The following is a 13,081-nucleotide window of genomic DNA, read 5'->3' on the forward strand; positions in this document are numbered from 1 at the left end:
TGGCGCTCGGGCCGGCCCTCAGGCTATTGCGAGCCCGCTTCGCCCTGCAATGCCCCGATACGGCCGGCGAGGTCTTCCTTCAGGCGCGCCAGCTTCGCCATCGACCAGCCATCGGGCTCGGTCAGGGCGACCCAGGCATCGACATAGTGTCCGGGCGCATAGACGTGGCCGTATCCGATCGGCGTCGTCGTTGCGAGCGCCATGTCGAGGGTGAGCTGCAACATCGTGACAACAGGATACCAGCGCAGTTCGGGAGAGACATCCGGCCCGCGCGGTGTCTCGAGCCATGCCGGCTGGCGATAGAAGTCCCTCGGATCGAAGAAGACCACGGGGTCGCTCGCATATTGCAGGTAGATCACGCGCATCGTGCCCCAGCGCGTTTCCGGTGGAACGGTCGAACCTTTCTGGTTCATAAAGCGCACCACGGAGCCGTCGCGAAATTCCGGCAGCCATGCCGGGGAGCCCGCATTGCGGCCATCCGTCACGCGCCGCCATACGCTGCTTTCGAAAGGCGGCCCGCTCCACAGCGCGCCCTGTATCGGATCGTCGAGGATTTCAAACAATTGAGCCGAGCGTTCCGAATTCATCGCACCCAGGCTGAGCCCGTGCAGATATAGCCTAGGTCGCTGCGCCTGCGGCAGGGTCGTCCAATACTCATAGACCACCTGAAACAGCGCCCTTGCCGCCTCGGAAGCATAGTCCGGTTCCACCATCAGCGACAGCGGGCTCGACAGATAGGAATATTGCAGCGCGACGCTGGCGATATCGCCATTGTGAAGATACTCCACCGCGTCCATCGCCGCCGGATCGATCCAGCCAGTGCCGGTCGGTGTGATGACGATCAGCGTCGACCGTTCGAACGCACCGACCCGCTGCATTTCGGCAAGCGCAAGCTGTGCCCTTTCCTCGGCAGTATCGGCTGCGCGCAGGCCGACATAGACCCGGATCGGCTCTATAGCGGGCAGTTCCGTCAGCGTTTCAATCTCGGATGCCGACGGCCCGGTGGCTACATACTCACGGCCCGCCCGCCCGAGCTCCTCCCACTGCACCAGAGATGCCGTGCTGCCGGTCTTGGTTGGCGAGGAGGGCTGTGCCCGCTCAGGCTCGATCAGCGCGTCGAACGTAGCAAACGAGGAATCCAGCACGTGCAGCGTATAGCGGAAGAGCACCCCGTTCGCGATCGTCCAGAACACGAGCACGGCGAGCGTGAACCCGATGAGGCGCGACACCTTCGGCGGGACGAACTGCGGCAGAAGCCGCAGAAAGAGGTTTATCGCGACCTTGAACAACCGTGCCAGACCTATGAGCAGCAGGAAGGTCGCTATCGCCACGAGGCAAAGCTTGATCGGGTGGGCGCTGGTAATGGGTTCCATGCCCATGAGTTCGCGAATGGAGTTCTGCCATTCGGCCGTCCGCCAGAGGAACACGAACCCCACCACGACGCACAGCGCGGCAAGCGCCGCCTTGATGCCGAGCAACAGCCGCTCGCGCGCTTCCGGTAGTTCCAGATACGCCCACAGCCAACGCAGGCCGACACCGACGGCATAGCCGACCGCGAAGCATGCGCCGGAAAGCGCCCCCTGGGTGAAGAAGTCGCGAGGGATGAGCGTCGGCGTCAGCGAGGCGATGAAGAACAGCGTTCCCAAAAAGAGCCCGCCGGCCGACAGCGAGAGACCGAACCGCAGCAGCCAACCGGGCAGGATTCGTCCCCGTTCGACATCCCCGCGTCTCGTATCCGCGCCCGTCATCTCACCCCGTGCCCGGCTGCATCGACAGCACGTTGCCCTGCGCATCGATGAGGCAGGTTCTCGTCGCGCCCGCGACGTTGAGGTCCACCTGATAGGTTGCGGCATCGACACGTCGCGATGTCACGGGAAGAGCGCTGGCGCCCCCGGCCGCATTGGCACATAGGAGCTGGAGGTCTGCAGGCGCGGTATCGGCCGCAGTTCGCGCCATCTGGGTCGGCTCCGGGGTACTGGCGCTGCACGCGCACAGCAGCGCGGCCACAGAAAGAGCTCCGGCGGCAAGGGCCGGTCGCCCGATGCGGGAACGGCTGTCGTGTCGCGTGTTCATTTGCTGACCTCTCCGATAATTCTAGACACCCTTGTAGAGCGCCGCCCCCTGCATCAGCACGATGACCTTGGCGCCGACCTTCACCCGGGAATGCAGGTCGATGATGTCGTCGTTGACCATGCGGATGCAGCCGGACGAGACGCTCAGCCCCATCGTCCAGGGCTCCGGCGTTCCGTGAATGCGGTAGATCGTGTCCTGATCGCCTTCGTAGAGGTAGAGGGCGCGCGCGCCGAGCGGGTTGTCCGGCCCTCCTGGCTGCCCGCCGGCCCATTTTCGGGCATTCGGATCGCGGGCCACCATCTCGGCCGGCGGCGTCCATCGCGGCCATTCGGCAGTACGGCCGACACGCACGATACCGGCCCAACCGAACCCCTCCCTGCCAACGCCGATGCCGTATCGTATCGCCTGCTGGCCCGGCTGGACGAGATAGAGGAAGTGCTGGTTTCCATCGATGATGATGGTGCCCGGCTCCTCGGCGGTCCTGAACGTCACCACCTGACGCCGGAAGGGCTCGGGAACCTGCTGGTGCTGGCGATAATACTGGTATGCCTTGGTCCGGTCGTAGTCGACCCAACTGCGCGTCTTCGGGTCGTAGACTTGAGTCTGCGCGACCGCCTGCCCGGTCAGCAGAGAAAGCCCCAGAACCATCAATAGGGCGGGCGCTCTCGAGATGCAGCCTCTCATCAAGCAAAAGATCGCAGACCGGCCCGCTCTCATGGTCTTGCCCATGCTTCTACCCGTTCTGCGTTCTTCGAAACCCACTCCTCGGCAAACTCCTGCGGATCGCGCCGTTCGACCTGAAGGGCGTAACTCATCGCGATCGCTTCCTCCGGCTCGAAGGCGACCCTCTCCAGAAACGCGGCCAGGTCGGGATGCCTGCTGCGAAGCGAGGAGGCGTAGGCGATATGATAGTGGGCCGCATCCCACGCCACCGTCGCGCTCGACTTCGACAGCCAGGCCGGATCGTCGGAGGGCAGCACGATGTTCCATTTGGCGGGATCGTATGGCGGTTCCGTCAGGCGCACGATGTCGTGCAGTTCGAACACAGCGTGGGGGGCGTAGCACGCGAATACCAATGGCTTGTCCGTTGCCTGCGCCGCATCCACCGCCGCCATGCCCACATCCTCAGGCATCTCAAGCAGCGTCAGTTGCTTCGCATATCCGTAGCTGTTGGCGCGCACCCGCTCGATGCCTGTCGACGACCACGTCTGCGCGCCGATCCACATCTCGCCCCGGCCGTCGCCGTCGGTGTCCAGCGCAGCGGTCTTCTGCGGGTCGCTGAGGTCGGATATGTCCTTGATGCCGTATATGTCGGCGGCGTTGCGGGTCGCACAGATGCCTTGCCACGCCGGCACGCCGATGGGGCTTATCGCAACCGATCCCGCACCCGTCACGTAGCGCTCAACGAGGTTGTCGAGGTTGGGCAGCCAGACCTCGGGATGGATATCGACCTTGCCGGAATCCAGCCCCGCAAATGCAATAAGCGTTCCCATCTCGACAGCATCGGCCTCAAGCCCGAACTGCTTGTCGATTGCTACCTTCAGAATATGCGCCGTGGCCTGCCCCGACGACCAGTTCGGCATCGCGATGACGAGATCGGCGGTTCGCCCGGGCATAGCGGCGAAAGCGGATAGCGACATGGCCAGCGCAACTGGGCCAAGCAGCCGCAAGATACGTCCCATCGGCAAGCTCCCGACGTCATCGCACTGGTCGTTTTCTTTGCTGCCCGAAGTCTAGTTGCGCCGAAACCAAAGTCATTGGCGCTCAGTCCCGCGCGTTGGCAGCGTGTCCGAATTGCCGGGCTGATCGCCCTGCCAGCGCCTGCGTCAATCGACCGTTTCTTCCAGCAGCTGACCTTGTTGCCGCAGTTGCTCCAGCACGCGCGCAAGCTGCACGGGGTAGTCGTCGGTGAACGTCCAGTAGGCGACGCCGGAGGGTGTGACATCGCGATGAAGCCCCCGGTCGCCCGGTCCCAGATGATAGAGCAGGGTTATGAGCACATCGCTGCTGACCCACGGGTCGTCGTACCAGAAGGTGTGCGACCGGGCCGACAGGCCGGGGATGTTTTCCGGTCTCACGCGCAGCACCTCGAAGCCGTAGTTCCGCGCGCCGTCCAGCAGCCACCTGGTTTCTTCCGGGCCCAGTTCCCGCATGTCCGGCCGGCCGGCGCGCGACGCGCGATTTATAGCCTGCGACAGCCGCAGCGCGCTGTCGTTGAGGTTGACCGAGACTGTGATCCTTCGCGCAAGAGACGCATAGTCGCGCATCTCCGCGACGAAAGTTGCGAAGTCGGCATCGGGTGCCGCGTGATAGACCTCGCCGAGGCGCACCGCATCCATCTGCTGTGCGCCGGCCTGCCCCGCCAGCGCCAGCGCACTGCTGCCCACCGTGCCGCCGGCGCTGTAGGTGAAGACGTCGACGTGCGATGCACCGGTATGCTGAGAGAGAAGCTCTACCAGCTTGAGCAACTGCGGCGCAGCACCGAAGGCGGTGACCATGTCGCGCGAATAGCGCAGGAAATTTTCGGCCGTCGGCCACGCAAACAGGACCACCACCGCATTGCGGCCCGTGAAATGGTAGAGTTGCGCTGCCTGCCCGGCGGCACGCTCCACGGTGGTGTTGGCACCGTGCACATAGACGATGACATCGCTGTCTGCGCCGCGCAGGCGCGCTTCCTCTATGCTGCGGAACCACGCCGCCGCATCGGGCGTGAGCGGCTGGGCGGGGTCGACGCTCGCGATCTCTCTAAGGTTATCGAGGTGCAGAAACGGCCGACGGTCGTCGCCCGCGCCGGTCGACCAGGCATATATCTTGTCCCAGGTCGTCCCCTCCTCGCCGATCCGGATCGTCGCTTCTCCCAGATGCAGGTCGCGACCGGGCACTATCGCGTAGATGCGATCTTCGAGTGGGCCGACGCCGAGGCGGTTCGTGGCATAGAAGAGAGAAATCTCAGACTCGGTAGCGTGCGCCTGGTTGGTCGCGAACACGCTGGTACGGTCGTCGAGAAAAATGGCCGGGGCCGGCATGAGCCGCATCGGCGGTTGATGAAAGGAAAAGGCCACCACTACGCCGATGACCAGAAGCAGGGCGATGACGACATAGCGCAATGTCCCCTCCCCTGCTCGCCGTCAGTTCTCGAACGCGCGATTGAACAGTTCACGCATCGTAAGTCCATGGTCGAAGCGGCCTTCGCGCAGGAAATTCACCACCTGGGCGACGACGAGCGGGTTGTTCATCATGAAGGTGTGGGATGTCGGCAGCACGATGTGGTCGGCCATGCCTTCCAGCTTCGTACTCTCCACCGACACCTTCCCGTCGTTGGGCCCGTCGAACACCCGCGACAATACCGGATTGACCGACCTGTCGCCGGCGACGATGCCGAGATCGAAATCAGCGGGGCCGAGCGTGTTCGGGACACTGCCCGGGCCGGTGCCGAGCTTCATGCCGGTCGGTCCGGTGACGAGTTCGAAGAGCGCCAGATCGCCGAACGCATCGACGATCTCCGATCCTTTGTTGGGCGGGCCCAGCATGACGACGCGACCGAGATTGCCGGGCCGGTGCTCGTGCAGCCAGGCCCGGACGAGAATGCCGCCAAGCGAGTGGGTGACGAAGTGAACCTTGCCGGCATCGCCGCACCGGGCGACGGAGTTGTCGACATGCGCCATCAACAGGTCGATCGGCGTATCGGTGGACGAGTAGCCTTCGTTAACGACCTGGAAGTCGAACGTCTCCAGCACCTCCTCCATCAGCAGAAGGGACGACGTGCCGCGTCCGAGCCCGTGGAGCAGCACGACGCAATCGCGCGCAGCAGCGACCGATGGCCAAAGCGCTAGCATGAAGGCAATGAGAAGCCAGATACTCGGGCAAGGGCGGCTCAACAGCGCGCCGTGTAGATTTGCCCTGTGCGGGGATTGCGGTATTCGCAATAGCCGTTGCGCATATTGCGAACGAGCAGCCCGCCCGCGGCGCCGATCGCGGCGCCGGTGGCCGCCGCCTCGGTGGTGCCGCCCACGGCAGCACCCGTTGTCGCACCGATGGCGGTGCCGGCCGCGATGTCCCTTTCGGTCGTCGTGCAGCCGGCCAGTGCCGCGACCACAAGCAATGCCAGAGCGAGGTTCTTCATCACCGTTCCATCACGACCGAGTTCTGCATGGCTGAACCAGTCTAGCGCCTCCGACCCATGCAGTGATGAGCGCGAAATCCCGGCACTGGTCGTCACGTCCCATTTGTCGGGACGGCCTGTTCGGGGTTCCGACCAAACATGCGGATGCCGAATAGGGCCGCGAGAATGGGCAGCAGGGGGCTGGTGAAGTTGAACACCGCGTAGGGCAGGTATTCGAAGGTGGAGACGCCTAGCGTGGCAGCCATATACGCGCCGCAGCTGTTCCACGGGACGAGGGCGGAGGTCGGCGTCGCCGAAGCACCGATTGATCGCGACAGCACCACCTCGGCCAGGCCGCGTTGCCGGAACGCGCCCTTGAACATGCGCCCGGGAAGCACGACCGCCAGATACTGGTCAGCAGTCGCGACATTGGTGACGATGACTGCACCGACGAGCGAGGAAACCAGCGCGGTCGTTGTCCGGGCCGCCGCGATGATAGGCCCTACCAGCCTGTCCAGCATGCCCGTTCTCTCGATGACGCCACCGAACGCGAAAGCGGTTATCACCAGCCAGATCGTGTTCAGCATGCTGCTCATTCCGCCGCGCGAAGCGAGCACATCAAGCGCCGGGATGCCTGTCGATGCGGTGTAGCCGCTGGCAAGCGCCAGCCAAACGCCCTTGATGAGCGCCAGCGCGGTGGGGACGGATTCGTCAGCCGCGGCGAACACCAGCACGCGCTCGGGCGAAAGGATGACGGCCATCAGGCCGCCGACCAGCGCGCCGATGAATATGGTGGTGAAGGGCGGCAGCTTGAACAGCGCCAGCACGATGACGACAAGCAAGGGGAGGAACAGCCATGGCGTGATATGGAAAGCGCCGACGATCGCCTGTTCCTTCGCAGACGAATCGACCTCGTTGGCCGCCTGCCCGAAAAACCAGAACACGAAGAGCGCCGCCCCAAGGGCTATCGCCGAGGTCAGCGCCGTCTCGCGGATGTGGTCGTAGAAATCCGCCGACGCCGCGCCGGCTGCAAGGTGGGTCGAGCTCGACAGGGGTGACGTGGTGTCGCCGAAATAGGCACCGGATATGATTGCCGCAGCCGCGATCGCGGGGTCGAGATCCATGTTGACGGCAATGCCCATCAGGCCGATGCCGATGGTGCCGACCACCGTCCATGAACTGCCGATGCCGACGGAAACCGCCGCGCAGAGTGCTGCCGCCGTGACGTAGAAGTAGTTGGGGTCCAGCACCTTCATGCCGTAGTAGACCATCGCCATGAGCGTGCCGCTCAGTGCCCACGTCCCGATTAGCGCGCCGACCGCGAACAGGATGAAAATCGCCCCCATGCCGGAGCCGACGCTTCCGATGGCGGCGTCGCTGAGCGACTGAAGGCTGAAACCTCGCCGTCTCGCGACGAAGACGGCGATCATCGTCGCAACGACGAGAGCCACCTGGTTGGGGCCGGAGGATCCGGCGTCTCCGAACAGATAGTAGGAAAGCGCAACGAGCAGGATCAGGCTCAACGCCGGAACGAGGGCCTCGACGAGCGAAAGCTGCTTCGGCTCAGGCGTTTCGACCGGCTCATTCGTTTCGACCACTGGGCGACCTCGCGAAATTGCCGACCGGCAGCCCGGCCGACCCCGGCACGTGATATCCCTTCAAGGTCGGCCGCGACTTGTCCGCCTCAGCAGCGCACCTGGACAGGCCGTCCGTAGCGGTCCCGTCCCCAGCACTCGCGAGGTGCGGTCGCGGCCCCGACGACCGCTCCGGTCGCGCCGCCGACGGCTGTACCGACCAGCGCGCCGCGGCTGCCGCCGGTCAGCCCGCCGATGACGGCGCCGGTGCCGGCTCCCGCAAGCGCGCCGCCTGCGGTCCGCTGTTCGGTAGACGTACATGCGGCAGCCGAAAGTCCGACAAGTGCCGCGAAAACTATCCTGAGCATCCCGTTCCTCCTGCGGCAATCGCCGCGTCTCGTCCGGAGGTGAATTGCTAGCAGATAAATCGGGCCGGGTGATTGGCTGGCAGTCCCCGAGATGCGCCGGGCGTCCTGCAGGCGCGGCAAACAGCAGGAAGTGAGCTTTCCGGAGCTCAGCCGAGCTTGAGGCCGAGATAGCGTTCGAGGGTAGGTCCGTCGCGCAGCAGGTCCGCGGAGGGTGCGCGGTGCGCTACCATCCCGCGCTCGAGGATGACGGCTTCCTGTGTCAGCCGCAGCGCCACTTCGGCGTGCTGCTCGACGAGGATGATGGCGACGCCTTCGTCCTGCGTCATCTTCTTTACCGCCGCGGTCAGTTCCTCGATGATGATGGGGGCAAGGCCCTCGAACGGCTCGTCCAGAAGCAGCACGGAAGGGTTGGTCATGAGGGTGCGGGCCAGCGCCAGCATCTGCTGCTCGCCGCCGGAGAGCTGGTTTCCCATGTTGGCCCGCCGCTCCCGCAGCCTCGGAAACAGGGCATAGATCGACGTCACGTCCCAGCGGCCGGGCCGGGCTGCGACACCCAGATTTTCCTCGACGCTGAGAGAAGGGAATATCTCCCGCTCCTGCGGCACCCAGCCCAGCCCCAGCCGCGCCCGCTTGTGCGGTGCGACGCGCGAGATGTCATTTGCCGCGAGCCGTACGGCACCGCGCGAAATGCCGACGAATCCCATCGCGGTGAGCAGCAGCGTCGTCTTGCCCACACCGTTGCGGCCGAGCAGTGCGAGGCTGCCGTTGGCAGGCAGGGACAGCGACACACCGTCCAGCACCACGGCCTCGCCATAGCCCGATCGCACCTCGTGGAACTCGAGCAACGCGTCAGGCATGACCGGCTCCGCCCAGATAGACTTCGCGAACGCGCGGGTCGGTGCGCACTGTCTCGGGGTCTGCTTCCAGCAGCACGCCGCCCGCCACCAGAACGACGATGCGGGTTGCGAAGCGGAAGACGATGTCCATGTCATGCTCGATGAAAAGCACGGATATGTCCTGCGGCAGTGCCGATATCACGTCGAAGAGCACCGCGCTCTCGTCCTTGGGGACGCCGGCGGCAGGCTCGTCGAGCAGGAGCACGCGGGGCCTGGTGGCGAGCGCCAGCGCGATCTCCAGCAGCCGCTGCTGCCCGTATGGCAGGGTGCGTGTCGTGCGGGTGGCGACGTCGCCCAGGCCCAGTTGCGTGAGGATGGCGAAGCTCTCGTCGATGGCTTCTTCATGGGCGAACAGCCCGCGCCAGAACTGGCCGGCCGTGCGCTGCCGCTCGCAGACGGCGAGCGTCACCGCCTCCAGCGGCGTCAGGTCGGGGAACAGCGTGTTGATCTGGAATGTGCGGGTAAGGCCGCGCCGCACGCGCGTGGCTGCTGGTGTGGCGGTGATGTCCTCCCCCTCCAGAGAGATCGTGCCCGAATCCGGCTTGAGCTGTCCGGTGATGAGGTTGATGAGCGTCGTCTTGCCGGCGCCGTTGGGCCCGATCAGCGCGTGGCGGCATCCGCGCGGCAGCGAAAGCGATACGTCGCGCGCCACCTCGAGCGAGCCGAACCTTTTCCGCAGCGCGTCCGTGCGCAGCACTATGGGTTCGCTCATCGGCCGCTCCAACGCGATGCAAGCGCGGAGAGGCCGCCGAGGATGCCCTTGGGCATCACGAGCACGACGACCATCAGCAGCAGGCCGATCCAGAAATACCAGTACTGCGGATTGACGCCCGAGAGCTGGTCGCGTGCGATGAGGAAGATCGCCGCGCCGACGATCGCGCCATAAAGCCGGCCGGTGCCGCCCAGAATGAGCATGACGACAACGTCTGCGGAACGCTGGAAGCTCAGCGCATCGAGCGCGACCACATTGGTGGTCTGGGCCATCAGCGCTCCAGCGAGCCCCGCGATGGCTGCCGAAATGGTGTAAATTTTTTGCAGGTGCCCACGATAGTCCGACCCGATGGCAGGCATGCGCCTCACGTTCTCGCGTACGCCGCGAAGCGCAAGCCCGAAGGAAGAATTGACGATCCGGCGGCTGACGAGGAAGCAGACGAAGAGCGCTGCCAGTGAGTACGAATAAGCGGTGTAGCCCCACAGGTCGAAGCGGAAATAGTTGAAGATCGGCCAGGTGCGAATGCCGCGCAGGCCGTCCGTGCCGCCCGTCAGCCACGACATGGAGTTTGCAAGCTCATAGGTGAGCAGGCCCAGGCCGAGCGTTATCATGATGAGCGCCAGATGCTGGACGCGCACGATCATGAAACTGACGACGAAGCCTACCAGCCCGGCAAAGGCCGCTGCCAAAAGCAGGCCGCTGAGCGGCTCGCCCCATCCATAGACGCTGATGAGGCCGGCGGCATAGGCGCCCAGCCCGAAGAACATGGCATGGCCGAGCGTGACGATGCCGGCATAGCCGAGGATGAGATCGACGGAGATTGCGAACAGGGCTGCGATGGCGATCTGGCTTGCCAGCGTCAGATAGGTCGGGAAGAAGAAGAACGGCAGCAGCAGCGCCAGCCAGAACACCACCTCCAGCGGCGACCAGCGGCTTTGTCGCCGGAGCCAACCCTGAGCATCGAAAGGCGCGTTTGCCGTCACGTCACTCATCCGGTCACCGCTTTCCGAACAGGCCGAGCGGCTTGACGAACAGGATGGCCACCAGCAGCAGATAGATGAGGAAGGAGCCGATCTCCGGCATGAAATATTTGCCGGCCACGTCTCCGATGCCGAGAAGGGCGGCACCCGCGAAGGAACCCGCGATGGAGCCAAGCCCGCCTACGGCCACCACGATCAAAACGTAGACGAGGAAGTGGAAGCCGAAGGCCGGGTCGAGACCGACGATCTCGATCGCCAGCGCGCCGCCCAGCCCCGCAAGCCCGCTGCCCAGCGCAAAGGTGATGGCGAAAATGCGCTCGACATCGAGGCCCAGCCCCTGCGCCACGCGCTGGTTATCGACCGCAGCGCGGATCTGCGCGCCCAGCCGCGTACGCTCCAGCCCGAAGACGAGAACAGCGGTCACCGCCAGCGCGACAACGATGAGGAAGATGCGATAGACGCCCAGGCGCAGCCCGAACACCTCGACGGATCCACGCAGCCACGACGGCAGGATGATGACCTGCTGCACGGTGCCGAACGCATATGTTGCAATCGCCGCCGCGACGAACACGACGCCGATGGTGAACAGTACCTGATTGAGCTCACCTGCCTTGTAGAGCCGGCGAAACAGCGTGCGCTCGAACACCACGCTGACCAGTGCCGCCCCCAGAAACGCCGCGGGCAGCGCGAGCAGGAAAGGCAGCCCGAGCTGGCGCATCGTCAACACGGCGATGTAGCCGCCAAGCATGCCAAATGCACCGTGCGCGAGGTTGATGAAATTCATCAACCCCAGCGTCACCGACAGGCCCACCGACAGGACGAACAGAAGCATCCCGAAGGCGAACCCGTCGAAGAGGACGATGGCGATCTGGTTGACCACGATCGGAATCACGCCTGTGTCAGTTGGCGCCGTGCAGCGGGTCCTTCACCTCCGGTATTTCGTGGATGATGACGTTCTGAAGTTCGCCATCCACTTCCTGGACCTCGCGGATATAGACGGTCTGCACCACATCGCGCGTCTCGGGGTCGATGCTCATCGGCCCGCGCGGGCTCTCCCACGCCATGCCTTTCGCCGCCTCCACCAACGCGTCGCCGGAAGCGTCGCCGTCGGTCGCCTTCAGCGCCTCGTAGATGAGATGCATGCCGTCATAGCCGCCGATGGAGAACAGGTCGGGTTTGCGGCCGTTGTTGGCCGCCGTGTAGCCTTCGACATATTCCTTGTTGAGCGGATCATCGCGCTCCAGCGTGTAGTGGAACGTGGTGATGATGCCGCGCGCGGTCTCGCCCATGCTTTCCAGCGCCTCGGGGTGGGTCAGTTCACCCTGTGCGAATATCTTGGTTTCCGGAGGAGCCAGGCCCCGATCAGCAAGCGCCTTGCCGATGGCCGCAGGCTGGGCACCGCCGGGTACGAAGATGTATACGGCTTCGGGGTTGGCATCGCGAACGCGCTGAACGAAAGCGGAGAAGTCCGGATTGGCAACGGGCGTGCGATCCGAGCCGAGGATTTCCCCACCGGCTTCGGTGAAGCCCTGCGAGAACGACTTCTCGGCATCGTGGCCCGGCCCGTAATCCGACACGAGCGTGTAGGCCTGCTTTATGCCCGCCTCGTCGAAGGCCCATTTGCCGAAGGAATAGTTGAGCTGCGGGATGGTGACCGACGTACGCACGATGTACGGCGACTGCTCGGTGACGATGGATGTGGCGGCGTTCATCACCACCATCAGCTTCTGCGCTTCCTGCGACACGGGGGCCGCGCCCAGCGCCTCCGGCGTCAGGGCAAAGCCCGCCAGGATGTCTACGCCGTCGCGCACGACAAGCTCCTGCGCGAGGCGCTGCGCCACATCGGGGGCCGGGCCGCCGGTATCGCGCTTGATGATCTCGATCTTCTTTCCAGCGACCTCATCGCCGTGTTTTGCCATGTAAAGGTCGATGCCGGCCTGAAGCTGGTTGGCCGCGTCCGCGAACGGGCCGGAATAGGGCAGGATGACGCCGATCTTGACCGTCTCCTGCGCGATGGCCGCGCCCGACCATGCAAGGCCCAGCCCAAGCGCCGTGGCCGCTGCTGCATTCTTCAACATGCGAAATACCTCCCTTTGCTGCCTTTTGCCGGTCAGCCACCAGGGGCTTTTCCGGCTCCTCCAACGATGAGTGTATACATCGTTTTCAGGATCGCCAAGGGGATGCAACGCAATCGTGAACGGCACCGCGGCGGGTTGAGCAGATGTCAGTTGGAGCTACTGGGCAGCTAAAGCGCTAGCTGCAAAAGGATTTTCGTAACGCCAGAACCAGCTGCCTTGCCGCCGCCTCGACGCTTCGCATATCGATCCCAGAGCGAGATCGACACGGCCTGTATACAGAGCAATGCCTTCCCATCAG

At 64.5% G+C, this 13,081-nt stretch carries 14 protein-coding genes; all 14 read right to left on the minus strand.

All coding sequences use genetic code 11. The annotated features are described in order from the left end of the window. Window positions 1–23: 23 nt before the first annotated feature. Window positions 24–1,748, minus strand: coding sequence for an alpha/beta hydrolase (locus FY036_RS22115; protein ID WP_148916863.1), 1,725 nt, complete (start codon window positions 1,746–1,748; stop codon window positions 24–26). A 1-nt stretch (window position 1,749) separates the two neighbouring features. Next, window positions 1,750–2,073, minus strand: a complete 324-nt coding sequence (locus tag FY036_RS22120) for a hypothetical protein (RefSeq protein WP_148916864.1) — start codon at window positions 2,071–2,073, stop codon at window positions 1,750–1,752. Window positions 2,074–2,094: 21 nt separating this feature from the next. Next, window positions 2,095–2,757 (minus strand): L,D-transpeptidase, encoded by a 663-nt coding sequence (locus FY036_RS22125; RefSeq protein ID WP_407941199.1) that lies wholly within the window; start codon window positions 2,755–2,757, stop codon window positions 2,095–2,097. Window positions 2,758–2,786: 29 nt separating this feature from the next. After that, a complete protein-coding gene (locus tag FY036_RS22130) occupies window positions 2,787–3,755 on the minus strand; it encodes an ABC transporter substrate-binding protein (RefSeq protein ID WP_148916865.1) in 969 nt (322 codons plus the stop codon). A gap of 144 nt (window positions 3,756–3,899) precedes the next feature. Beyond that, complete coding sequence (locus FY036_RS22135) at window positions 3,900–5,180, minus strand: alpha/beta hydrolase (RefSeq protein ID WP_235897763.1); 1,281 nt, start codon at window positions 5,178–5,180, stop codon at window positions 3,900–3,902. Window positions 5,181–5,201: 21 nt separating this feature from the next. Then, a complete protein-coding gene (locus FY036_RS22140) occupies window positions 5,202–5,909 on the minus strand; it encodes a lipase family protein (RefSeq protein WP_148916866.1) in 708 nt (235 codons plus the stop codon). Between the two features lie 38 nt (window positions 5,910–5,947). Beyond that, window positions 5,948–6,196: a glycine zipper family protein gene (locus FY036_RS22145; protein ID WP_148917151.1), complete on the minus strand. Its 249-nt coding sequence runs from the start codon at window positions 6,194–6,196 to the stop codon at window positions 5,948–5,950. A 92-nt stretch (window positions 6,197–6,288) separates the two neighbouring features. Continuing rightward, entirely contained in the window at window positions 6,289–7,773 is a 1,485-nt protein-coding gene (locus tag FY036_RS22150; protein ID WP_148916867.1) for a Na+/H+ antiporter NhaC family protein, read from the minus strand. A gap of 86 nt (window positions 7,774–7,859) precedes the next feature. Beyond that, window positions 7,860–8,117, minus strand: a complete 258-nt coding sequence (locus FY036_RS22155) for a glycine zipper domain-containing protein (protein ID WP_148916868.1) — start codon at window positions 8,115–8,117, stop codon at window positions 7,860–7,862. A gap of 146 nt (window positions 8,118–8,263) precedes the next feature. Continuing rightward, window positions 8,264–8,974: an ABC transporter ATP-binding protein gene (locus FY036_RS22160; protein ID WP_148916869.1), complete on the minus strand. Its 711-nt coding sequence runs from the start codon at window positions 8,972–8,974 to the stop codon at window positions 8,264–8,266. After that, window positions 8,967–9,725, minus strand: a complete 759-nt coding sequence (locus tag FY036_RS22165; RefSeq protein WP_148916870.1) for an ABC transporter ATP-binding protein — start codon at window positions 9,723–9,725, stop codon at window positions 8,967–8,969. Before FY036_RS22165 ends, FY036_RS22160 begins: the two co-directional genes overlap by 8 nt. Further along, the gene (locus tag FY036_RS22170) at window positions 9,722–10,717 is read right to left on the minus strand and encodes a branched-chain amino acid ABC transporter permease (protein ID WP_148916871.1); all 996 of its coding nucleotides are present in this window, start codon (window positions 10,715–10,717) and stop codon (window positions 9,722–9,724) included. The genes FY036_RS22165 and FY036_RS22170 overlap by 4 nt, the downstream gene beginning before the upstream one ends. Before the next feature lie 4 nt (window positions 10,718–10,721). Next, window positions 10,722–11,573, minus strand: a complete 852-nt coding sequence (locus FY036_RS22175; protein WP_148917152.1) for a branched-chain amino acid ABC transporter permease — start codon at window positions 11,571–11,573, stop codon at window positions 10,722–10,724. Window positions 11,574–11,604: 31 nt separating this feature from the next. Continuing rightward, window positions 11,605–12,783: an ABC transporter substrate-binding protein gene (locus FY036_RS22180; protein ID WP_148916872.1), complete on the minus strand. Its 1,179-nt coding sequence runs from the start codon at window positions 12,781–12,783 to the stop codon at window positions 11,605–11,607. Between the last annotated feature and the right edge of the window lie 298 nt (window positions 12,784–13,081).

It is taken from the genome of Neoaquamicrobium microcysteis (assembly GCF_008180155.1).
GTDB classification, from domain to species: Bacteria; Pseudomonadota; Alphaproteobacteria; order Rhizobiales; family Rhizobiaceae; genus Aerobium; species Aerobium microcysteis.

Excerpts from the sequence above, each read along its gene's own strand:
- FY036_RS22115 (WP_148916863.1), bottom strand. The coding sequence starts at position 1,748 with ATGACGGGCGCGGATACGAGACGCGGGGATGTCGAACGGGGACGAATC.
- FY036_RS22120 (WP_148916864.1), bottom strand. The coding sequence starts at position 2,073 with ATGAACACGCGACACGACAGCCGTTCCCGCATCGGGCGACCGGCCCTT.
- FY036_RS22125 (WP_407941199.1), bottom strand. The coding sequence starts at position 2,757 with ATGAGAGGCTGCATCTCGAGAGCGCCCGCCCTATTGATGGTTCTGGGG.
- FY036_RS22130 (WP_148916865.1), bottom strand. The coding sequence starts at position 3,755 with ATGGGACGTATCTTGCGGCTGCTTGGCCCAGTTGCGCTGGCCATGTCG.
- FY036_RS22140 (WP_148916866.1), bottom strand. The coding sequence starts at position 5,909 with ATGCTAGCGCTTTGGCCATCGGTCGCTGCTGCGCGCGATTGCGTCGTG.
- FY036_RS22145 (WP_148917151.1), bottom strand. The coding sequence starts at position 6,196 with ATGAAGAACCTCGCTCTGGCATTGCTTGTGGTCGCGGCACTGGCCGGC.
- FY036_RS22155 (WP_148916868.1), bottom strand. The coding sequence starts at position 8,117 with ATGCTCAGGATAGTTTTCGCGGCACTTGTCGGACTTTCGGCTGCCGCA.
- FY036_RS22160 (WP_148916869.1), bottom strand. The coding sequence starts at position 8,974 with ATGCCTGACGCGTTGCTCGAGTTCCACGAGGTGCGATCGGGCTATGGC.
- FY036_RS22165 (WP_148916870.1), bottom strand. The coding sequence starts at position 9,725 with ATGAGCGAACCCATAGTGCTGCGCACGGACGCGCTGCGGAAAAGGTTC.
- FY036_RS22170 (WP_148916871.1), bottom strand. The coding sequence starts at position 10,717 with ATGAGTGACGTGACGGCAAACGCGCCTTTCGATGCTCAGGGTTGGCTC.
- FY036_RS22180 (WP_148916872.1), bottom strand. The coding sequence starts at position 12,783 with ATGTTGAAGAATGCAGCAGCGGCCACGGCGCTTGGGCTGGGCCTTGCA.